Consider the following 21,437-nt stretch of genomic DNA (forward strand, 5'->3'; position numbering starts at 1 on the left):
GATCCGGTGGCGGTCTGGTGGGTGATCCGGTGACGGTCTGGTGAGTGGTCCTATACGACCTGGTTCGTGAGATCCGCGCCCGCGTCGAGTCGATCGAGGTTCTCGATCAGGAGGTCCGCACAGCGGTCGAAGTAGTTCGGCGTGTTGCCCGCGTTGTGGGGCGTGATCGTCACGTTGTCGAGATCCCAGAGGGGATGGTCGCTCGGGAGCGGCTCCGGGTCGGTCACGTCGAGCGCCGCGGCGCGGATCTCGCCGTGCTGGAGCGACTCGAGCAAGGCGTCCGTCTCGACGACCTTCCCACGCGCGATGTTGACGAGGATCCCGTGTGTCGGCATCGTCGTCAACAGCTCGTCGTCGACGAGCCCCGCAGTCGTCTCGGTGAGCGGACACGCGAGAACCAGGTGGTCGGCGGCAGCGACGGCGGTGTGGACGTCCTCGAACCCGTACACCTCGTCGGTCGGCCCACCCTTTTCGGGCGTATACCGGACGCCGACGGTGTCAACGCCGAAGGCATCGAGCCGCTCGGCGATCGCGGTGCCGATCGCGCCGAGACCGACGATCGCCACCGTCGATCCGTGCAGTTCGAGGACCGGCTGCGCCTGCCAGACGCCGCGGTCGGCGTTGTCCCACGCCGTCGGGAACTGCCTCGCATGGGCGATCAGACTGCCGATCACGTACTCGGCGATGTTCGGTCCGTGGACGCCCGAGGCGTTCGTGACGGCGACGCCGTGGTCCTCGAACGCCTCGAGGTCGAGGTGGCCCGTCCCGGCGTAGACCCCGGCGAACAGCTCGAGGTTCTCGGCGGCCGCGATCGCCTCACGGTCGAGCTCGAACCCGGTCGCAACGCGGGCCGTTCGCAGCTGTTCGCGTTGCTCGGCGGGCGTTTCCGGATGGCCGATCTCCCAGTCGGGAAGTCGGTTCCGAAGGACCTCGGCATAGTCGGACCCGTCCTGTCCGTGAAGCTTCTGCCGAAGAACGACGACGTCTGGTTCGGACATACGCGTTCGTTCCGCGACCGATCGGATAAGTGTCCGGCTCGCGGCAGCGACTTCGGGCCGGGGGAGGTCGGTCGGTGGAGCGATCGATGGCGCGATCGGTAGAGCGATCGATGGACCGCTCGGGTGGCTGATCGGAAGGCCGATCCGAACGCACCGATGAGTCTCACGTCTCGAACCGACTCCGCTCCTCGTCCACGACGGCGTCGCCGTAGTCGGCAAGCAGCGTCCCGATCGCCGATCCCAACGCACGCAGGCACTGTCGGGTCGACTCGTAGCCGAGATCGTCGGCGACGTCTGCACGAGGATGGCTCTGGAGCACCGTCCGGATCAGCAGCCTGATCTCCCGGTCCGTGAGGTCGTGGGCTCTGCCGCCGCGCCCGTCTCCGTCGCCGTGCGTCTCGCCGTTGCGGTACGTCTCGCCGTCGCCGTCGGTGTCCCCATCCGCGATCGCGTCCCGGTCGAGCAGGGCGGCGAACGCGAGATCGCGGGCCGCGCCCGGCACCACCTCATAGCCGCCGGGGCCGTCCGCGGCCGCGACCAGTGCCCGCCAGTCCCGGTCCGAAAGCGACAGCCACGCGCCGCCGTCGACGGGACACGCCGCGATCGTCGCCGCGGCCACGTCGGGATCGAGGTCGCGAAGGGCGTCCGAGAGCCCGTCCCGCAGTCGATCGCGGAGCGCGGTCGCGTGTCGGTCACGGAGCCGTACGCCCCGGTCGGTGACGGGACGGATCATCACCGCCGAGCGCTCGCCCGAGGCGTCGTTGCGCGTCGTCGAGACGTGGACCGTTCCGTATCCCGCTCGCTGCCAGAACCCGACGAGATCCGGCGTCGCGCCGAAGCTGACGCTGAAGTAGTCGGTTTCGGCGTCCTCGTCCTCGGTGCCGCTGTCACCCCCCGCGAACTCGTCGTGGATCCGATCGAGGAGGTGGCTTCCGAGTCCCCGCCGCCGGAGGGCGGGGTGGGTCGCGATCCGCATCGTACGGAGCCCGACCGGCGTTCCGGCGGCCTCGTCGCGGAGCTGGCTCGTGAGCACGTCGGGGACCATGTTCCCCCGGACGCGGTCACCCTCGTACATCCCCGCCCGTCGGTCCGCTGAGAGCCCGCCCTCCCGAGCGACGAGCGCGACGGCGACCACGTGTCCCCGCGCCGTCAGTGCACGCACCGAGAGGTTCGGCGCGTCGAGCAGTCGCACCAGGTCGTTCGGCTCGGTCCGGTAGTGTGCGAACACGAGCAGCCCGAACGCCTCGGCCAGCAGTCGTTCGTCCGCGAGCAGGTCGTCCGTGGACAACCGCCGATAGGTGACTGCCGGGTTCGACTCGGCGTCCCCGCCTGTGGGGGACCGGTCGGCCCACACGTCGTCGACCGCCTCCGGGACGACCGGGGTGGCATCGAGCAACAGCGCGCGGAACGTCCAGCGCTCGATCGGGTCGTCGCGCGCGTACCGGATCGGCTGGTCGAGTCGGACCTCCCGCACCGTCCGGCCGGTTTCGCTCGCGTCGGCCCGAAGCCGGTCCAGGAACCGAACCGAGAACCCACGTCCAGCGCCCTCGTAGCCGTGGATCGTGGTGCAGAACGCGACCGCCTCGGCCGCGAGAAACGCCTGCAACGTCGCGACCGGGAGCGCCGCGGCCTCGTCGACGATGAGGACGTCGGCGCCCCCGTCGCCGCCGGCACGCTCCGCGGCGACGGTCGGCAAAACGTACTCGACCGACCCGCCGGATCCGGTTTCGATCCGGCGGCCGTCGGTTCCGGGCTCGGATGCGATTCCGGGCTCGGATGCGATTCCGGGCTCGGATGTGGTTCCGAATTCGGATGCGGTTCCGGTGTCGGGAACGGTTCCGACGGCCCGGATCGCGTTCCGCGCCGAGAGCACCTCGCGAACCCGGTCGAAGAGCGCGTCGACGGCGTCCGTCGACGGCGCGGTCACGCGGACGTCGACTCCCTCCAGCGCGAACGCTGCCGCGGCCAACCCCGCCGCGCTCGACTTGCCGCGTCCCCGGTCGGATTCGACGACGACCGCCGCACGGTCGGGGCCGCGAAGCGACTCGAACGCACGGACTGCGCGGACTTGGTCCCGCGTTCGACAGGCCTCGTAGATCGCGTTGGGAAACGCGGCGCCGCCGGGAGCGGCGTGTGTGTCTGGTCCATCCTGTGGGTGCGCTCCGGCTCGCGATCGTGGGTCGGTTTGATTGGGGGGATCGGTTCGATCGGGGGGATCGGTTCGATCCGGACGATCGGTGAGTCCCGGTTTCCGGATGACTGGGCCATCCCCGCCATCGGTCTCGTGGTCCGCTGCGGTCGTCTCGACGATCGCGATCCCCTCGTGGTCTCGGATCGTCGAGACGAGTCGCTCGCGGAACCGGCCGGTGACGTCGTCGATGTCGAACGGCGGGACCGCGAGCCCCTCGTCGAAGCCGTCGCGGATCGCGGGCCAGTCCGCAAGCGATGGCGTCACCAGCACGAGGAGGCCGCCGCCGTCGACGGCGCCGACGACCTGGCCGAGCGCGTTCGGCCGGAACCGGTCGTGACAGTCGAGAATCACCACGTCGCGCGTGGTTCCGAGCAGGTCATCGGCGTGGACCGGCGCCACGCGGTCGAACCGGAACCCCTCACGCGTGGAGACGATGGAGACGTCGAGGCCGGCGTCGTCGGTCGCCGCGGCTCGCGTCCCGTTCCCCGCCAGGTCGTCGTGGTCCGCGAGGGTCGCCCGGTCGGCGGGCACGGCGTGGTCCTCGAGCGCGTCGACGGCGGTGTAGGCAGCGTCGATCCCGGCATCACGGTCGCCGGCGAGCACGAGCCCGCGCCGCTCGTTGCTCCGGATCGCTTCGGCGCGGAGCCGGCGGGCAAGCTCGGCGACGTCCGCGATTTCGGACCCCCCCGTCACCGCGTCGGTGGTCATTGCGTGTCGGTTGGCTCGGCGGCCGTATGTGGCTTTCGAGCCGATGGATCGGCACGATCGCCGGGTGACCCAGTCGGGAGGCTTAACGCGCCGGAGCCCCTTTCCCGTATCATGTCGACCGTCACGCTCGTCGGAACGCGGCTCGCCGACGTCGGCCGGGAGTTCGTCTACCGCGGCGAATCAGCCGACTGCGAGGGCTGTCCCTATCGGGACCAGTGTCTCAACCTCTCGGAGGGGACCCGCTACCGGATCACCGACGTCCGCGAGAACGCGCAGACGCTCGAGTGTGCCGTCCACGACGACGGCGTTCGCGCGGTCGAGGTCGAGCCCGCTTCGGTTCCCGCGACCGTCCTCTCCAAGCAGGCCTACGCCGGCAGCCGCGCCTCGCTGGCCGGTGACTGCCCGCACACCGACTGTCCGAGCCACCAATACTGCGTGCCGGACGGGGTCGAGTTCGAGGAGGAACGAACGATCCAACAGGTGCTCGGCGAGCCGCCACACGACTACTGTATGCTTGACCGCGATCTGACGCTCGTCGAGTTCGCGCCCGAGGAGTGAGGAATGACCGACGAAGCGGCGACGACGGATGCGGACATCGGCGACCGAACCGGATCGTGGCTGACGCCGAGCCGCTTCGTCTGGCTCGCGCTGATCGCGGTGGCATTGATCGTCGTCTCGTTCGTTATCCGCGGTCTGAGCCGGCTCGTCGTCGGCTACGACGTCGCGATGGGCCTCTCGGCGCCGTTCCTCCTCGCCGGCGGGCTACTCGTGGTCGGGCTCACTCTCCGCGGGCTGCTCGATCTGCTCGGGATCGCACCGATCGACGGCTGACCGCGGGATCGCACCGATCGACGGCTGACCGCGGGATCGCACCGATCGACGGCGCGTCGTTCAGTCGGCCGCCGACGCCGTCGACAGGTACTTCTCGTTGAACTCGTACTCGCCGTCCTCGCCCTCGATCAGGTATTCGCCGTAGTAGGGCACCCGGTTCGCGACGACCGCCTCGAACGTTTCGGCGATCTCCTCGCGAGTCATCTCGCCCATCGACCGGAGGTCGTCGTTCCGGTTGAGACAGCCCTTGAGGTACCCCTCGTGGGTGACACGGACGCGACCGCAGTTGGCACAGAACGTCTCGTTCTCGACGGGGTCGACGATCTCGACCATCCCGACGCCGTCGGCGTCCGGGTGGTCCGAGTCCACGGCGTCGTCCGCGAGATTGACCTCGGGTGCGGTCCCGTCGTCGCTGATGAAATAGCGCTTGCGGTCGTGCATCTCGCGGTGCTCGACGCGGTCGGCGATGTCGGCCAACCAGTCGTGGACGCGGTCGATGTCGATGTTCCACTCCGGCTTGCCGGTCAGCTCGGGCATGTACTCGATGAGCTGGAGCTGGAGTCCGTCGTTTTTCGCGACGTGGTCGACCATTCCCTCGACGTAGCTGGCCGTGTGCTCGAAGACGACCATGTTGAGCTTCACCGGCGCGAGTCCGGCATCGAGGGCCGCCTCGACGCCCTCGATCACGCGCTCGTAGGCGCCGGATTCGGTGATCGCCGCGAACTCCTCCGGATCGAGGGCGTCCTGGGAGACGTTGACCCGATCGAGGCCGGCCGCGTTCAGGTCCTCGGCACGACCCGGCAGGAACGTCCCGTTCGTCGTCATCGAGACCTCCATCGAGTCGGGCGTCCGGCGGATGATCTCCTCGAGGTCCTCCCGGAGCATCGGCTCGCCGCCGGTGAACTTCACCGAGTCGACGCCGTATCCCTCCACGACCTCCAGGAACCGGACGATCTCGTCGGCACTCATCTCGTTCTCGCTCGGTTCCATCGGTCCGCGCGTGTCGCCGAGGCCCTCGTTGTGGCAGTAGACGCAGTCGAAGTTACACCGGTCCGTCAACGAGATCCGGACGCCGGTGACCTCCCGTCCGAAATCGTCCGAGAGCGGTTCGTCCATACACGATCGGTGCCGCTATACGTGCTTAAATATCGGGGTCGAAACCGCAGTTCAGTAACCGTTCGTGGTTACACCGGCTTCTCACTTCGAGCCGCCGTTCGCGTCGCCGTCGCCATCCGCGCCACCAGCTGCGTCACCGTCCGCGCCACCAGCCGCGTCGCCAGCCGCCTCCACCGGAACGTCGAGTCGAAGGCCGTCACGGGCGGTTTCGACCGCGCCGTCGAACCCGGCCGCGGCGACGGCGGCGGTCATCTCGTCCTCGTGGCCGCGCGTCTGCGGATAGAGATGTGTGAGATAGAGTCGGCCGACGTCGACGTCGGCGAGCGTCTCCCCGAGCCGGGTCGGCGTCGGGTGGTTCGAGGTCTCGTCGTCGACGTCGTCGGTGAACGAGCAGTCGTGGAGGAGGACCGTGGCGCCGTCGGCGAAGCGTGCGACCCCGGCGAACGCCTCCGTATCGCCCGAGAACACCACCGGGCCGTTCCGAGCGGTAACCGCGGAGTCGGTCGGCGCGAACCGGTACGCGTGGCCGGGCATCGAGTGGCGGGTTTCGGTTGCGGCCACGTCGAACCCGCCGGCCGAGAACTCGCCGTCGGCGGTCACCTCCCGAACCCCCAGGTCGACGCGCCCGTCGAGGTAGTCGTGGACGTCGAGGAGTCCGTCGAGCAGCGACTTCGTGCCCGGCGGGCCGAGGACCTCGAGGTGGTCCTCGCCGGCGAGCCAGCGCGCCTTGAGCAGCGCGAGCAGGTCCGAGACGTGATCGAGGTGGTGGTGTGTCAACAGGACGGTTCCGACGCCCTCGTACCCGACGTCGGTTCCCGCGAGCCGCCCGAGGACGCCGCTTCCGCAGTCCACGAGCAGCGCCCGGTCACCGGTCTCCAGGAGGAGTCCCGTCTGTGCGCGGTCGGGGACCGCCATCGCGCTTCCGGACCCGAGCACCGTCAGCCGCATCGATCGCGATGAGTCGCCCATACGTCCCGTCTCGGTCGTCGACGGCAAAAGCCCTGCATCTGCTGACGGTGATCGGCCCGTGACGGCGGGCGGCGGGGCGGTCGGCCGGTAGACGGTCCGATGGTCCGCGAGGCGGCGGCCGTGGTCGGTCGTCGGTCGCGGTTGCCACGGCCGATAGCCGGTCGAATATGTTCGCGAACAGGCCGAGGTGACGCGGTCCCGTTCGTCGATCTATGAGCGTCGTTCCCGGAACGGTGGACACCGAGCAGCAGCCACCGATGACGGTGCCGCTGCGACACTTCCTGGTCGCGTTGGGATTCCTGCTCGCCGGCGGCGTCGTCGGGGGTGTTTTGGTTCTTGGGGGGATCGGGCCCATCACGGCGCCCGGCTGGTCGTCGCTTGCACACGTCCACCTCCTGCTTGCGGGATGGGTCTGCGTGACGATTATGGGCGCGATGACGCAGTTCGTGCCGGTCTGGTCCGGGGTCGAGATCCACTCGCGGCGGCTCGCGACCCGGCAGCTACAGCTCGTCACGGTCGGTCTCGTGGGGTTCGTGGGCGGGCTGCTGGCCGGACGGCTGGCGCTCGTTCCCGTCTTCGGAGCGCTGATGGTCGTCGGGTTCTGGGTCTTCGCGTACAACATCGCCGCGACGATCCGGGCCGTCGGCCCGCTCGCGACGCTCGATGTGACCGAGCGAAACTTCCTGATCGCGGTCGGGTTCTTCCTCCTGTTGACGGCGGCGGGGCTCGTGTTGGCGGTCGATCTCGTCGTCCCGATCCTCCGCGCGACGCCGATCGACCGGGCCGACCTGGTCGGGGCACACGCGACCCTCGCGGTCTTCGGCGCGATACTCACGACCGTCTTCGGCGCGCTCTTCCAGCTCGCGACGATGTTCACCCAGACCGACCTCCACGGGATCGACCATCCCCTGCGGCGGATCGTGTCGGTGGGATACCCCGCCGGCGTGGTCGCGCTCGCGGGCGGGCGGCTCCTCGGCCCGGACATCGCGGGTGGGCGGCTCCTCGGCGTCGGCGGCGGCGGGCTCGTGATCGCCGGCGTGCTCGCGATGAGCGTGATCCTCGCCCGACGGCTGTTCGAGGCCCAGGTCCCCTGGACGCCGATGCTCTCGCGGTACGCCGTGCTCGCGCCGGCGATGGCGCTGTGGGCGCTGCTCACGCTGCCGCGGTGGCTGCGGGCGCCGCTTGCGGCCGAGACGCGGTTCGGCGCGCCGGGAACGGCCCACCTCCTCGGGCTGGGCGTGATCGGGTTCGTCGTGCTCGGGACCGTCTATCACGTCGTCCCCTTCATCGTCTGGGTGCACCGCTACAGCGACCGGCTCGGCTTCGAGGACGTCCCGATGATCGACGACCTCTACAGCGACCGGCTGGCTCGGATCGACTTCGCGTGCTTCCTCGCCGGCACGCTGCTGCTCGTCGTCTCGGACCTGCTCACTACCCTCTCCGAGTCGGCGCTCGGGGGCGTGCTCGGGAGCGGCGTCGACGTCGCTCGCCTCATCACGACCGGTGCCGGCCTGGGCGGCGCGGCGATCCTCGTCGGCGTCGTCGTGTTCTGTCTCAACGTCGTGTCCGTGTTGCGCACCCACAGTCCGCACTCGGTCCGGGCGATCCTGTTCGGGACGCGTCGGTCGGAGGGGTGACCTCACCCTCAGAAGGGTGCTTCGGAGTTGCCGGCCGAGCCACGGCTCGGCTGTTCCTGTCGTTTCGATCGTTCCATCGGGTTCGAACCGATCTCGTCGGCCGCCTCGGGGACCACGGTTTCGTCGCCCGTCTCGAGGTATCGCTCCTCGAGCTCGGCCAGTTGGTCGTTGATCGCCTCGCTCTGGTGGTGCATCCGGTCGGCGCGCACGCGAACGAGGTCGTAGTCGTGTCGATCGCGCAGCCCGTTCCAGGCGCGGAACGAGCCCATCGTCAGGGTATGCGTCTGTGGACAGAACGGCGTCGTCGGGGTGAACTCCGCCCGGAGGACGTCGGGATCGTCGGCCTCCTCGGCGTACCGGTAGCCCGCGCCCGTATGGCGGGTATCGAGGTTCAACCGCGCGAGGTTGTAGTTGAAGGTCATGTCGTAGACTTTCCGCTCCTCGAAGCAGTCGTGGGTGATCCGATGGAACGCGACGTGCTCGTCGCCGGTCAACACGTCGTGTCCCTGGAGGAACGTCCCGGGTTTCGGGACGTGGTCCGGGACGAACGCGTCCTCGTCGTCGAAGAGGTCGTCGTCATCGCCGCCGAACGGTGAGGGGAAGCCGGCCATACGCGTCGATCGGGGCGCGTCGGGCCTATGGCTGCTCCCGGATATGTTCGCCCGGACCGCCGTCGTCGAGAGTGGCGTCGGCGTGGCGACGGCGTGGCGTCCGTTCGGGCCGACTCGCGTCAGTCGTCGATCCGCGAGAGCGCGATCTCCCGGGCCGTGTCAGCCTCGGTCGGCCGGTCCGCGGTCACCTCGATCGACGCGACCCACTTGACGCTGCGCCAGCAGTCGGCGTCCTCGCCGGGCGGGACCAGCCGCGCGGGACCGCCGTGTTCGACCGGAAGCGGGTCGCCGTCGAGTTCGAGCGCGAGGACCGCCTCGGTCAACCGGTCGATCGGGAACGCGCAGGCGTATTCCCCGTCCATCGCGCGGACGAGCGCGTGGTCTGCGCCGTCGACGCCGCCGACGGTCGCCTCCAGGAGTCGGTCCACTCGAACGCCGCGCCAGGTTAGATCGGTCGCGGTCCAGCCCTCGAGACACGAGAAGTCGCCGGTGAAGGTTTCCTGAGGGAGACCCGTCAGGTCATCGTGTGTGAGGAGTACGGACTCTCCGGCGTCCGCCGGCGTCGTGATCCGGAGCGTCCACTCCGCGGTCGGATCGACGGATTCCGCCTCTGACCCGCCGACTGCTTCGAGGACTGCGTCGGGAACGGGATGCGACACGAGGTCGGCGCTCGCGTCGTCCTCGGGTGGTGTCTCGGTCATGGTGGGTCGATCGATGTCTCGTTCCGGTGGTCTATGCGTGGTTGGCGCCGGCAGGAACCTGCACGCGGACGACGTGTCCGCCACAGCCACACTGTTCGACGTGCTCCCACGCGAGGTCCGTCCCGTCGAAGGCCGCCTCGAGCTCGTCGAAGAGGTACTCGGCAGGGTGGCCGTGGTCGCCGTGCGTGACGAGGTTGACGTGGTTGCCGGCCGCGGTGTGTTCGATCGCGTCGAGCGCCTGGTCGACGACGAGGTCCCGGGAGTCCGCGTGTTCGGCCCGTTCGAGGTTGGCCGACCAGGAGTTGTGGTGGACGTGGTCGGTTACGGGAACCGCGTCGTGATCGTGGTCGTGGTCCGTCTCATGGTCGTGGTCGTGATCGACGTCGTGAGTGGTGTTCGTCATTCACCTCGAAATCGGGGCTATGAACGGATAAACTCCGAGCCGAACACGTTCGTTACGTCTCCTGCACTCCCTGCGTCTCCAGCCAGTCGAACTGCGCGTTCAGTTCCCGGCGCCGTTGCCGTTTGATGACCGTCGCGTCGAGGACGTCGCCGACGATCGCCACGTCGAGCGCGAACTCGGTTGTCGCCGTGACCTCGGTACCGGCGTCGGTCGGCGTGACCGTGTAGGTCGTCGTCATTGCCTCGAAGATCCCCTCACGCTGCACGTACTCGAAGACGTACGGGGGATCGTCGTCGGCCACGCCGTCCCCCAACCCGTCCGTCCGTTCGAGCGTCAACTCGATCGTCGCGATCCCGACCCGGTTGGCCACCGCGATCCGGTCCCCGTCGACCGACACCTCGTCGAACCCCGCCGCAGCCATAAACGGCTCGACGTCGGTCATCGCGTCCGCGATCGACGCCGGATCCGCGTCGAACGACCGCGTGAGCGTGACTGATCGCATCGTTCGTGGGTCCGGCGTGCAGACGGAAGGAACTGTGGGATCGATCGCTGTTTCTCCACCCTGACCGAACACTTTCGGGGAAACCGGGAGGGCAATCGGGCACCGATCGGCGTGTATGGAGGCACAGACCGCGCTCTCGACGACGGACGCGCCGACCGATCGGCCGGTGGAGACGCTGGACGCACGCGATCTCCCCCCGCCACGACCCCTGAAGGACACCCTCGAACGGCTCGTGGCGATCGACGACGACGTCGTCCTGGTTCAGTACAACGACCGCGCGCCCCAACACCTCTACCCGAAGCTCGAGGACCGCGGCTACCGGTACGAGACGATCGACGCGGCCGAGGCTGGCGGCTCGATACGGGTGGACGGCCAGGAGGTCGACGATGTCGACGACGTCGTCGTCACCGCCATCTGGCGCGAGTGAGCGAGTCGAACGACGGCCGATCCGAACGTGTTCGTGCGTGCATTCAGGGTGGTCCGTCGTTTAGGGGTACCTAAATGGTTTCAGTATCACTCACCCTGTCGGTTCCCGAACGCGTCTGGATCGGCGAGCTCTCCCGAGAGGTCCCCGAGGCGACGGTTCGTGTGCGGTCGGCGCAATCGTGTGACGGCGTCGGCGTCGGGTTCGTCGAGATCCTGGCTCCCGAACCCGATCGCGTTCTCGACCGAATGCGGGCGTACGACGCCGTCCACGAGCTCGAGATCTTCCAGCGTGGCACCGACCGTGCACTCGTCCAGTTCGAGACCGACGAGCCGCTGCTGTTGCGCATCCTCGACCGGACCGGCGTCCCGGTCGAGATGCCCTTCGAGATCGTCGACGGCGAGGTCGACTGGGAGCTGACGACGACCAGAAACCGGCTCTCCTCGCTCGCCGACGAGTTGGACCGGTCGGAGGTGCGGTTCATCGTCGAACACGTCTGGGACAGTCCCCGATTCGATCGCGTGCTGACGGACCGGCAAAGCGAGGTCGTCGAGACGGCGATCGATCTGGGCTACTACGACTCGCCGCGAGGATGTACCCAGGGTGAACTCGCCGACGAACTCGAGCTCGCGAAGTCGACGTGCTGTGAGATCCTCCACCGCGCCGAGGAGCGGATCGTCAAGGAGTTCGAGGGCGGCGACCGTCCGGCGTTCACGAAGCCGACGCCGGCGTAAGCCGGGGCGGTCCGCCGTGTGCCTGAGCGGTCGGATCCGCTCACCGGAACATTCTCGTGTCGACCTTTATACGACCGGAGGCCCTACGTCGAGGTGATGGTTTCGACAGGAGACTCCGCACCGCGTTTCACCGCGACGATCGGCACGAGCGACCACGAACCGTTCGCGCTCGATGACGTCCTCGGGGACGGCCCGGTCGTGCTGGCGTTCTTCCCGGGCGCGTTCACGCCCCCGTGTACGAACGAGATGATCGCCTTCCAGGAGCGGCTCGACGACTTCGAGGACGCCGGCGCGACCGTCCTCGGCCTCAGCGCCGATTCGCCGTTCTCGCTCGGAGCCTTCCGCGAGGAACACGGCATCGAGTTCGACCTCGTGAGCGATATGGCCGGCGACGCGATCGATGCCTACGGCCTGACGATCGACATCGCGGATCTCGGCCTGCACGGGATCGCGAACCGGGCCGTCTACGTCCTCGACGCCGACGGCACGGTCGTCTACGACTGGGTCGCCGACGATCCGACGAACGAGCCCGACTACGGGGCGGTTCTCGACGCCGTCGAGTCGGCCTGACCCCGCGACTGCGACACGTCGCCGATCGGGTTTTCACTCGGTATGAGGTGTGTGGTCCGATGACCGTTGCGCCTCAGTGGACGCGTCGAAGTGTGATCCGGAAGCGTGTGCCGCGTGGGTCGTGTGGGATCGTCAACCGCTCTTCGTCAATAGATGTGTGTTAGTGATCGCGTGCGCGACGGGCGCGAAGCACGACCGTGAGCGCCGCCAGGGCGGCGACGGCGGCGCCAATGCCGAATCCGGGAACCGAACCGGCGGTGGCGTCATCGTCGGTCGCCTCGTCGGCCGTCGTGTCGGCGTCCGAGCCGTCGGTCGGTTCGAGGACCATCTCGAACCCCTCGAGGTTGGTGCCGCCGTCCCAGACGTAGGTCCCGTTCTCGACGGTGCTTGCGCCGGGCGTCACGGCGGTCGTCGCGTATCCGTCGGGGCTCGTCACGACGAACTGGTGGTCGGTCGTGAAGCCGCTCGCGAACGGCTCGGTGAGCGTCAACGTCCCCTCGTCCGTCGCGGCGAGCCCGGTCCAGCGGACCGACAGGGCCGCGACGCCGGTTCCGTTCGTGTCGGCGTCGGTCGTGTCCGCGTCAGTACCCGACGCCGTAGTGATATCGATCGACGCCTCGTCTACCGACTGGTCGCGCTCGACCGTTGCGGCCGTGTCGTTCGCGACCGACCGCATCCGTGAGGCGAACCGGTCACGGAGGTCGGCCCGTGCCGTCGAGTCGTTTCGAAGCGATGCGAACGCGGATCGTTCGGCGTCGTCATCGAGATCGTACGTCAGACGCAGGGTCACCGTCGCGTCCCCATCGTCCTCGAGATCGACGATGAATGCCGACTCGGCCTCGGTGTGGTCGGCGGCCGCGGCAGGTCCGGATGCTCCGACGAAGAGGCTACAGACGACGAGGAGCGTGAGGATCCCCCCACGGAGGCGCGTTCGGGAGCCGGATGTGGCTGTCCACGTATCCGTCATCGGTTGCTACCGGCACTCCCTGCTTGGGAGGAGCCACCCTGAGAGGAACCGCCTTGTCCCGCGTTTCCGCCGGAGCCGCCGTTCGTGGAGTCGTCTCCGTCGGCGTCAGCGTCAGCGTCGGTGTCGGCGTCGGCGGACCCGTCAGCGTCGTCTTCCGTGCTTGCGGATCCGTCGTCAGTTTCCGTGTCATCCGTTTCCGAGTCATCGGTCTCGGTGTCCTCGGGCTGTTCGGTTACGCTCTGGTCGTCGTCGCGATCGGGACCGCCGGCCTGTCCGGCGTCGTCGGGACGACCGGCATCATCGGGTCCGCCCGCATCGTCCGGGCCACCGGTGTCGGCGTCCGGACCGACGTCATCGCGATCGGGGCCGACGTCGGCATCGTCAGGACCGCCCGCGTGTGCCGGCCGGCCCACGTCCTCGGGCGGTCCGGCGATGTCACCGGCGACGGCCGAGGCGTTGCCGCGGAGCTGGCTCGCGTTCCGGCGGAGCTCCTCGATCGCGGACGCGTTGACGCCGTGTTCCTCGAGGTGGTCGGCCGGGAGTCCCGAGGCTACCTCGGCGGTCTGGTTCGACGTTCGTTCAAGCGTTCGTAGCTCGGCGGCGATCCGGGCCGTTCGCGACCGGTACTCGCCCGTCGAGATCGTGCCGTTCTCGTACTGTGCCTCGAGTTCCGCCCGTCGCGTCTCGAGCGCGTCGATGCGTTCGGACGCGTTCTCGTACTCCGATGCGACGAGGTCCGCCTTCGAACCGTTCGAGACCGCGCTGGCGATGCGGAGACCGAGTGCTCGTTGCTCGACCTCACCGTCGATTTCGGCTTCCTGCACGCCGACGACGCCCGAGAGTCGTGCGCCCGGACTCACGTCGTCCTCGTCCGACTCGTTGTCGTCGGTGGTGTTCGTGTCGTCGGTGGTGTTGGTATCGTCGGTGGTGTTGGTATCGTCAGTCGTGTTCGTGTCCGTTTCCACCTGCGTTCGATCGTCGTCGTCGAGCGGTGCGTCGATCGCGTTCGCGTTCGAGCTCGCGTCGCCCTCGATGCCGGCCGCTGCCGCGGGAGCAGCCCCCACGACCGAGACGACGAGGACGATCGCGATCAGCAGTGTTGCGGGTCGGTTCATTGCGTTCGATGGATGGTCGGGGAAGGGTATATAAATCGGCGACCGTCGCTCCGGTTTCGCTCCGGTTTGTCGACGATTAAGTCCGATTAAATCGGTTTAATCGGGGGCGGGAACGAGGATCGCCCCGATGAACAGACTCCGGTTGTGAGCCGATGGTGTGTGGTTGGGACCGCGCGCTCGCGACGACCGAGGACCATCCGATCGATATGCCTATCCAGTTACCGGGCGTATCGGCGGTGATGAGGCCCACGAATGAGTACGAGACCGAGCGCGAACGGGATCTCGAGCGCACGGTCGAGCAGATGGAGTTCGCCCTCGAGGCGACGAACTCGACGACGTGGGTATGGGACGTCGACGACGATGTACTGACGTATTACCCCTCAGCACGGGCGATCTACGACCGACCGAACGAGAACCGTGCCGACTTCCTCGCTGCCGTCCATCCGGCCGACCGGAACGCGGTCGCGGACGCGATCGAGACCGCCCTGACCGAGACGGGCACGTACGCCGCGGAGTTCCGGCTTGCGGCCGACGAAGACCGCTGGATCGCCGACGAAGGCGAGGTGAGGTACGACGACGATGGGGCTCCCGACCGGATGATCGGCGTCGCCTGTGACGTTTCGGAGCGCAAACGGCGGGAACGACGGGTCAAAGCGCAGGCCGACCGGCTCGAGGAGTTCGCCAGCATCGTCAGCCACGACCTCCGGAACCCGCTGTCGATCATCGATGGATCCCTCGGGCTGGCCGCCGAGACCGGCGATCAGGTCCATTTCGACCGGTGTGAACGGGCCGTGACGCGGATGGAGGACCTCATCGACGACCTGCTGACGGTCGCCCGTGAGGGGCATTCCGCCGTCGACGTGCAGTCGGTGAGTCTGGCCGAGGCCGCCGTGAACAGCTGGGGGATGATCGAGACCGAGGACGCCGAGGTACGCGTGGAGACCGCACGCCGGATCCGCGCCGACCCGGTGAAGCTCCGACAGCTCCTCGAGAACCTCTTTGCGAATGCCGTTGAGCACGGCTCAACGAACCCTCCCTCGCACGCTCGCGAGGACGCCGTCGAACACGGTTCGACGAGCTCCCGCCCGCAGGCTCACCGGGACCCGATCGAGCACCAGGGTGACGGCGTCACCGTCACCGTTGGAGATCTTCCCGACGGGGAGGGCTTCTTCGTGGCCGACGACGGTCCCGGGATCCCGGCGTCAGAACGCGACGCCGTTACCGAGTGGGCGTACACGACTGACGCCGACGGCATCGGCTTCGGGCTCGCGATCGTCTCGGAGATCGTCGACGCCCACGGGTGGACGCTCGGAATAACCGACGGCGCCGACGGGGGCGCCCGCTTCGAGATCGGTGACGTGACGATCGAGTCCTGACGACGACGTGACGATCGAGTTCTGACCGGCGGCCTGGTGCGTCGGATCGTGTCGCGAGGCCACGTTGAGTGTCCGGGTACGTGGACCGCGAGGGGCGTTTATATAGTATGGTACCTACATGTTCGATCGCCGTCGCCAAAATATTGGAACTCCAGTACTCTTTGAAGTATATACTCCACATATGCTCAAACAGAGGGAACCCCAATGTCCCAATCACACAGTATCCCACGGCGGACGTTCATGAAGGCGGCCGGTGCCGGTGCAGCGGTGTTGACCGCGGGCTGTCTCGGTGCACCCCGTGCGGATGCGGGGGCCCAGGCCCAAACGCCGACGGAGGGCGACGCGGGTGGGCTCGACCCAGCGAAATCGGTCGACCTCGACCGGATCGCGGCGGACCCGACCGACGTTCCCGACCCGGTCGACTGGAGCGAGCCGCGCCACCACGAGTTCGAGCTGGAGACGACCGAGCGCGTCGCCGAGATCGAGCCCGGCGTCACGTTCGACTACATGACGTTCAACGACCGCGTCCCCGGACCGATGATCCGCGTGCGCCGCGGCGACACCGTGACGCTACGGTTGACGAGCGACGAGGGGAACAGCCTCCCGCACAACATCGACTTCCACGCGGTCTACGGGCCGGGCGGCGGCGCCGACGACACGACGATCGCTCCGGGAGAAAGCGCCGAGATCCAGTTCAAGGCGACCTACCCCGGCGTGTTCATCTACCACTGTGCGGTCCCGAACATGGACCACCACATCAGCGCCGGGATGTTCGGCGCGATCCTCGTCGAGCCCGAGGACGGCCTGCCGGAGGTCGACCGCGAGCTCTACTTCGGCCAGCACGAGCTCTACACGACCGGCGAAACGGGTGAGAAGGGCCACCACGCGTTCGATATGGACGCGATGGCCGACGAGGAGCCCACCTACGTCTGCCTCAACGGCGAGGCGTACGCCTTCACCGGCGACGGCTACGGGCCGGTGACCGTTCAAAAGGGCGAGCGTGTCCGGATCTTCCACTCCGTGGGCGGTCCGAACCTGATGAGCTCCTGGCACGGGATCGGGAACGTCTGGGAGACGTTCTACCGCGACGGCGACCTGGTCTCCGATCCCGACCGATACGTCGAGACGGCTCCGGTCGCACCCGGGACGGTCGCAGCGGCCGAGATCGACACGCCGGTTCCCGGTCCGATCAAGCTGGTCGACCACGCGCTCTCGCGGGTCGCTCGCAAGGGGATGCTCGGAGTTATCCAGGTCGAGGGCGAGGAGGAGCCCGAGATCTTCAACCCCGACCCGTAACCCGGGGGTCTGACCACACGTGAGGTGGTCCGTCCCGTATCGTGCCGAATTTCCGGATCGACAGCTCCGAACGATCGCTTTTTCGACGACTCACCGTCCACCCGATCGCTCAAACGCCCCTTTGTCCTTCTGCAACACGTATTAGCCGGGGGAAGGATCGTCAACCGTGAACAGACGCACGTACGTGACCGCCGCGGCCGGGCTCTCGGCGCTTGCAGCGACGAGCGGGTGCCTCGATCGAGTTCCGGGCATCGGCGGCGGTAGTGACGGTGCTGGTGGTGGTGACGGCGGATTCGGGGCTGGAACGGGGACGGGCGATCGACGGCTCGAGCTGACGCTGTCACACCTGGGATCGACGCTCCGTGAGAGTCACGTGCGCGACCTCTCGGAGACGAATGACGACGTCGACGAGGCGGCGTTCGACGCCGCACTCGCCGGGGAGACGTATACGGTGGCCGGACGGCCGCCGTTCCACTCGACTCCCGAGGATCCCGTCTACGCCGAACGGGACGGCACCTACTACCGCCTCGACTCGATCGTGGTCGACGAGTCGGTCTCAACGCGCCCCGTACTCCGGCTGTTCGCGGTCGAGGACGACGACAACGTGACGGGGACTGCCGATTCGGACGCTGACGGGACCGGCGCGGCCGGAAATTCGGTCGACGCCGATCGCCTGCCGCCCGGTGACCAGCGCGCCGTCGAGATCGCCTGGATGGGCGCCCGTGCTCGCGGGAACCGTGGCGGCGCACCGTGGGGGGTGGTCCAGCGAGGTGGCTACGTCTACCGGAGTGAGGACGCCATCGAGGCGAGCCGACTGCTGGCGGCCGATGGCCCCGACCGCGTCAGCTACCGGGACCGCGGGTATTCGGTCTCGGTCTCCCGCGAACGGTTTCACGAACCGGTGTACCGGGCACGGGCCGATCCGGTTGCCGAGTCGTCCGAGGGCGTCGAGGCCGTCCTTCGTGGCGTCCACCTGGATGCGGACGTCTCGCAGGAGGATCTCTCCGACGACGCGCGCAACGTGATCGTGGAGGCGAGACACGGTGGATACGCTGAAGGCCATCCGTACTCGGACGCGTACGAGGCGGTGCTTCGCGCGCTTCACCGACGAGCGTATCTCGATGGGAACGTCCGGAAGGACGCCGGCGTCGAGCCCTCGAAGCGGCGCCACCTCCGGTACGACGGCGAGTACTTCACGTACCAGCTTCGGTTCGTCGACTCGGATGGTGGCGAGAACCAGGGGTGATCGACGGAACGCGTCAGTCGGAGCGGACGGAGGTGAACCCGTTAGCCGGGCCGGACGACGTCGTGATCGTCTCCGGGAGCGAGCCCTCGTAGCCCTCGGGGATGTACGGGCAGAGCGGGTCGCTTTCGAGCGGATCGCCGGTCATCGCGTACGCACGTGATCGGCTCCCGCCACAGACGTGTCGGAACTCGCAGGCGCCACACTTGCCGCGGTAGGCGTCCGGATCCCGGAGGTCCTCGAAGAGGTCCGCGTTCCGGTAGACGTCGACGACCGACCGATCGCGGACGTTCCCGGCGGACTCGGGGAGGAACCCGGACGGGTAGACCTCGCCGGTGTGGCTCACGAAGGCGAACCCGCGACCGGCCGTGATGCCGGCGCGTCGGGGGGACGCCTCGGCGTTCGATTCGTCGGCGTTCGATTCGTCGGCGTTCGGTTCGTCGGCGTTCGGTTCGTCAGCGTCGGCCGCCCGTTGGAGTCCGACGCGACGGTAGAAGGGGGCCTCGGTGGTCTTGACGCCGAAGGGTTCGCTCTCGGAGACTCCCTGGAGCCACTCCATCACCGCCTCGGCGCGGCCCGGGGCGATCGGATCGAGGACGCGGCCGCGGCCGACCGGGACGAGGAAGAAGACGCTCCAGAGGACGGCGCCGAGGTCCCGGACGCGGTCGCGGATCGCGGGGAGTTCCTCGACCGTGTCGGCACAGACGGTGGTGTTTATCTGGAGGGGAAGCCCCTCGTCGGCGGCCGCCGCCGCCGCGGCGATCGTGTCGGCGAAGCTCTCCTCGCCGCGGAAGGCGTCGTGGGTCGCCGCGGTGGCGCCGTCGAGGCTGAGTGCCATCCGTCGAACCCCGGCGTCCGCGAGGTCGGCGACGCAGTCGGGCGACAGCGACCGGGTTCCGCTCGGCGTGATCGTCATTCGGAGCCCCAAATCGTCCCCGTGCTCCACCAACTCGAGGAGGTCCGGACGCGTCAGCGGATCGCCGCCCGAGAGCACGACGAGCTGGTTCTCGCCGAACTCGGCGGCGTCCTCGAGCAGGCGCTTTCCCTCCGCCGTGGTGAGCTCGTCGGGATGGCGAGCGGGTTGGGCGTCCGCCCGGCAGTGCCGACAGGCGAGTTCACACGCCTGCGTCACCTCCCAGATGAGCACGACCGGTCGCCGGTCGGTGTCGATGTGGTCGAACATCACTCGGTCCAGATAGCGCCCCGACCGGCTTGGACCCTCGACCGAACGCGTTCGTGTGGGGTTCCCACGCGCTGATAACGGTCGGGCGGTGGTTTATCGATCCGACCCAAGCGTCCGGTATGTCCGACAACGCGGTCGAAACCGCGACGCGATCCGCCGAGGGGAGCCCGCGCTCGACGACCGACCCGCGGTGGGAGGTGTTCGTTCGTGAGGACGTCGACGACCAGATGACACACGTCGGCACGATCGCCGCGCCGACCCCCGACGTCGCTCACGAGGAGGCTGGCAAGCTGTTCGCGTGGTACGCACGCGACGTCTGGGTGACGCCCGCGGCCGAGACCTATCGGTACTCGACGTCGACGCTCGGTGAGGCGTACGAGGACGACGTGGACGGGGGTGATGCTGATGACGGCGGTCCGCATGGGGATAGCGAGGCGAACGGCGGCGACGCTGGTGATGGAGAGGAAGCGAGCGAACCACGGGTGTATGAGGAGACGGAGGGCGTACCGCGGAACCAGTGGGAATCGACGGTATCGTCGTCAGCGTCGGAGGCGTCTTCGGAATGATCTCGATCAGCAAGCTGCTGTGTGGCCTCGACGCCGAAAGCGACGGGCTGCGGTACGACGCCGCGGCGGACTCGAGCGTCGAGCAGATCACCGAGCGCAAACAGCAACGGCCGGTCGTCGTCTGGAACACGACGAAGCGGTGTAACCTCTACTGTGACCACTGTTACGCCGCCGCGGACACCGAGGGTGTGCCCGGCGAGCTGTCGACGGCGGAGGGGAAGGCGCTGCTCGACCAGCTCGCCGAGTTCGGCGTGCCGGTCGTGCTGTTCTCGGGCGGCGAGCCCCTGGTGCGTGAGGACCTGCCCGAGCTGGTGGCACACGCCGTCGACGTTGGGATCCGACCGGTCCTGTCGACGAACGGGACGCTGTTGACCGAGGCGGCGGCGGCCGAGTTGAAGGATGCCGGTCTGCAGTACGCCGGTGTGTCCGTCGACGGACTCCCTGAGCGGAACGACGCGTTCCGCGGGAAGGAGGGTGCCTTCGACGCCGCGATCCGGGGGATCGAGGCGTGTCTCGAGGTCGGGCTCAAGACGGGGCTCCGGTACACGATCACCGACCGGAACGCGGCGGACCTCGAGGGCGTGATCGACCTGCTGACCGACGTCGGTGTCGACCGGTTCTGCTTTTACCACCTCGATTACGGCGGTCGCGGCAAGGAGATCGTCGATGCCGATCTCTCGCCGGCCGAGAAACGGGACGCGGTCCGGCGGCTGTGTGACCTCACTCGCGAGTATCACGCCGCCGGCGAGAAGATCGAGACGCTGCTCGTGGGCAACTACGCCGACGCCGGCTACCTCGTCGAGTACGCACGGCGTGAACTCGGGCCGGAGACGGCCGACCGGATCCGGACGGCCCTCGAGCGAAACGGCGGCGACCCCGCCGGCGAGCGGATCGCCGACGTCGATCCCGTCGGAAACGTCCACCTCACGCAGTTCTGGCAGGGGTACAGCCCGGGGAACGTCCGCGATCGACCCTTCGGCGCGATCTGGCGTGACGAGGTGAACCCGCTTTTGAACGCGCTTCGGAATCGGGAGGATCGCTTACGCGGTCGGTGTAGCGAGTGTCAGTATCAGGACGTGTGCCGTGGCGGGTCGCGGTTGCGGGCGATGACCGTCCACGAGGACCTGTTCGCGCCGGATCCACAGTGTTACCTCACCGACGAGGAGGTCGGGGCGTCGACGTCGTCGACGCCGGCGGATTGAGCGATCTCGGGAGGTCTACGGGCCCGGATTTCCGCTGTGACTGTGGAGAGAGAGAGAGTACGTTTCGTGTGCTTTTGGCTGAGCGGGAGGGGTG

The 21,437-nt window shown here is 68.2% G+C and carries 22 protein-coding genes; 11 read left to right on the forward strand and 11 right to left on the reverse strand.

Annotation, left to right across the window (positions count from 1 at the left end; genetic code table 11):
* Positions 1 to 50 precede the first annotated feature (50 nt).
* On the reverse strand, positions 51 to 998 hold the full coding sequence (locus OQF70_RS10200; RefSeq protein WP_280537409.1) for a D-2-hydroxyacid dehydrogenase: 948 nt from the start codon (positions 996 to 998) through the stop codon (positions 51 to 53).
* 163 nt (positions 999 to 1,161) lie between these two features.
* Complete coding sequence (locus OQF70_RS10205) at positions 1,162 to 3,897, reverse strand: GNAT family N-acetyltransferase (protein WP_280537410.1); 2,736 nt, start codon at positions 3,895 to 3,897, stop codon at positions 1,162 to 1,164.
* A gap of 111 nt (positions 3,898 to 4,008) precedes the next feature.
* Here OQF70_RS10205 and OQF70_RS10210 point away from each other — a divergent pair, with 111 nt between their 5' ends.
* Positions 4,009 to 4,455, forward strand: coding sequence for a UPF0179 family protein (locus OQF70_RS10210; RefSeq protein ID WP_092815970.1), 447 nt, complete (start codon positions 4,009 to 4,011; stop codon positions 4,453 to 4,455).
* Between the two features lie 3 nt (positions 4,456 to 4,458).
* Entirely contained in the window at positions 4,459 to 4,728 is a 270-nt protein-coding gene (locus OQF70_RS10215) for a hypothetical protein (protein WP_280537412.1), read from the forward strand.
* Between the two features lie 60 nt (positions 4,729 to 4,788).
* Here OQF70_RS10215 and moaA read toward each other — a convergent pair whose 3' ends face one another.
* Together moaA and OQF70_RS10225 are read right to left on the reverse strand one after the other, a co-directional pair.
* Positions 4,789 to 5,844: a GTP 3',8-cyclase MoaA gene (gene moaA / locus OQF70_RS10220; RefSeq protein WP_280537413.1), complete on the reverse strand. Its 1,056-nt coding sequence runs from the start codon at positions 5,842 to 5,844 to the stop codon at positions 4,789 to 4,791.
* Positions 5,845 to 5,925: 81 nt separating this feature from the next.
* Complete coding sequence (locus OQF70_RS10225) at positions 5,926 to 6,792, reverse strand: MBL fold metallo-hydrolase (RefSeq protein ID WP_280537433.1); 867 nt, start codon at positions 6,790 to 6,792, stop codon at positions 5,926 to 5,928.
* Positions 6,793 to 7,025: 233 nt separating this feature from the next.
* Here OQF70_RS10225 and OQF70_RS10230 point away from each other — a divergent pair, with 233 nt between their 5' ends.
* Positions 7,026 to 8,450: a hypothetical protein gene (locus tag OQF70_RS10230; RefSeq protein ID WP_280537414.1), complete on the forward strand. Its 1,425-nt coding sequence runs from the start codon at positions 7,026 to 7,028 to the stop codon at positions 8,448 to 8,450.
* 8 nt (positions 8,451 to 8,458) lie between these two features.
* Here OQF70_RS10230 and OQF70_RS10235 read toward each other — a convergent pair whose 3' ends face one another.
* The 4 genes from OQF70_RS10235 to OQF70_RS10250 all read right to left on the reverse strand — a co-directional run bounded on the left by OQF70_RS10235 (position 8,459) and on the right by OQF70_RS10250 (position 10,667).
* Positions 8,459 to 9,061 (reverse strand): hypothetical protein, encoded by a 603-nt coding sequence (locus tag OQF70_RS10235; protein ID WP_280537415.1) that lies wholly within the window; start codon positions 9,059 to 9,061, stop codon positions 8,459 to 8,461.
* Between the two features lie 119 nt (positions 9,062 to 9,180).
* Positions 9,181 to 9,762, reverse strand: a complete 582-nt coding sequence (locus OQF70_RS10240; RefSeq protein ID WP_280537416.1) for a molybdopterin-dependent oxidoreductase — start codon at positions 9,760 to 9,762, stop codon at positions 9,181 to 9,183.
* A gap of 31 nt (positions 9,763 to 9,793) precedes the next feature.
* A complete protein-coding gene (locus OQF70_RS10245) occupies positions 9,794 to 10,165 on the reverse strand; it encodes a CGCGG family rSAM-modified RiPP protein (protein ID WP_280537417.1) in 372 nt (123 codons plus the stop codon).
* 52 nt (positions 10,166 to 10,217) lie between these two features.
* Positions 10,218 to 10,667, reverse strand: coding sequence for an SRPBCC family protein (locus OQF70_RS10250; protein WP_280537418.1), 450 nt, complete (start codon positions 10,665 to 10,667; stop codon positions 10,218 to 10,220).
* A gap of 115 nt (positions 10,668 to 10,782) precedes the next feature.
* On the opposite strand from OQF70_RS10250, the gene OQF70_RS10255 reads away from it, so the two are divergent.
* The 3 genes from OQF70_RS10255 to OQF70_RS10265 all read left to right on the forward strand — a co-directional run bounded on the left by OQF70_RS10255 (position 10,783) and on the right by OQF70_RS10265 (position 12,395).
* The gene (locus tag OQF70_RS10255) at positions 10,783 to 11,094 is read left to right on the forward strand and encodes a DUF2249 domain-containing protein (RefSeq protein ID WP_280537419.1); all 312 of its coding nucleotides are present in this window, start codon (positions 10,783 to 10,785) and stop codon (positions 11,092 to 11,094) included.
* 74 nt (positions 11,095 to 11,168) lie between these two features.
* Entirely contained in the window at positions 11,169 to 11,825 is a 657-nt protein-coding gene (locus OQF70_RS10260; RefSeq protein ID WP_280537420.1) for a helix-turn-helix domain-containing protein, read from the forward strand.
* Positions 11,826 to 11,921: 96 nt separating this feature from the next.
* Complete coding sequence (locus tag OQF70_RS10265) at positions 11,922 to 12,395, forward strand: redoxin domain-containing protein (RefSeq protein WP_280537422.1); 474 nt, start codon at positions 11,922 to 11,924, stop codon at positions 12,393 to 12,395.
* Between the two features lie 160 nt (positions 12,396 to 12,555).
* On the opposite strand, the gene OQF70_RS10270 is transcribed toward OQF70_RS10265, so the two are convergent.
* Both OQF70_RS10270 and OQF70_RS10275 read right to left on the reverse strand, forming a co-directional pair.
* Positions 12,556 to 13,362: a hypothetical protein gene (locus tag OQF70_RS10270; protein WP_280537423.1), complete on the reverse strand. Its 807-nt coding sequence runs from the start codon at positions 13,360 to 13,362 to the stop codon at positions 12,556 to 12,558.
* Complete coding sequence (locus tag OQF70_RS10275; RefSeq protein ID WP_280537424.1) at positions 13,359 to 14,477, reverse strand: hypothetical protein; 1,119 nt, start codon at positions 14,475 to 14,477, stop codon at positions 13,359 to 13,361. The genes OQF70_RS10270 and OQF70_RS10275 overlap by 4 nt, the downstream gene beginning before the upstream one ends.
* Before the next feature lie 239 nt (positions 14,478 to 14,716).
* Between OQF70_RS10275 and OQF70_RS10280 the strand changes: the two genes are divergently transcribed.
* From OQF70_RS10280 to OQF70_RS10290, 3 genes are all read left to right on the forward strand, one after another.
* Positions 14,717 to 15,853: a PAS domain-containing sensor histidine kinase gene (locus tag OQF70_RS10280; protein WP_280537425.1), complete on the forward strand. Its 1,137-nt coding sequence runs from the start codon at positions 14,717 to 14,719 to the stop codon at positions 15,851 to 15,853.
* A 204-nt stretch (positions 15,854 to 16,057) separates the two neighbouring features.
* Entirely contained in the window at positions 16,058 to 17,149 is a 1,092-nt protein-coding gene (gene nirK, locus OQF70_RS10285) for a copper-containing nitrite reductase (RefSeq protein WP_280537426.1), read from the forward strand.
* A gap of 166 nt (positions 17,150 to 17,315) precedes the next feature.
* Positions 17,316 to 18,395 (forward strand): hypothetical protein, encoded by a 1,080-nt coding sequence (locus OQF70_RS10290; protein WP_280537427.1) that lies wholly within the window; start codon positions 17,316 to 17,318, stop codon positions 18,393 to 18,395.
* 13 nt (positions 18,396 to 18,408) lie between these two features.
* Here OQF70_RS10290 and OQF70_RS10295 read toward each other — a convergent pair whose 3' ends face one another.
* On the reverse strand, positions 18,409 to 19,575 hold the full coding sequence (locus OQF70_RS10295) for a TIGR04053 family radical SAM/SPASM domain-containing protein (RefSeq protein WP_280537428.1): 1,167 nt from the start codon (positions 19,573 to 19,575) through the stop codon (positions 18,409 to 18,411).
* 119 nt (positions 19,576 to 19,694) lie between these two features.
* Here OQF70_RS10295 and OQF70_RS10300 point away from each other — a divergent pair, with 119 nt between their 5' ends.
* Both OQF70_RS10300 and OQF70_RS10305 read left to right on the forward strand, forming a co-directional pair.
* Positions 19,695 to 20,141 carry an Htur_1727 family rSAM-partnered candidate RiPP gene (locus tag OQF70_RS10300; protein WP_280537429.1) on the forward strand — a complete coding sequence of 149 codons (447 nt, stop codon included), beginning with the start codon at positions 19,695 to 19,697 and terminating at the stop codon, positions 20,139 to 20,141.
* Positions 20,138 to 21,343, forward strand: coding sequence for a TIGR04347 family pseudo-SAM/SPASM protein (locus OQF70_RS10305; RefSeq protein ID WP_280537431.1), 1,206 nt, complete (start codon positions 20,138 to 20,140; stop codon positions 21,341 to 21,343). Before OQF70_RS10300 ends, OQF70_RS10305 begins: the two co-directional genes overlap by 4 nt.
* Positions 21,344 to 21,437 lie beyond the last annotated feature (94 nt).

This window comes from Halopenitus sp. POP-27, from assembly GCF_029889855.1.
GTDB lineage: Archaea > Halobacteriota > Halobacteria > Halobacteriales > Haloferacaceae > Halopenitus > Halopenitus malekzadehii.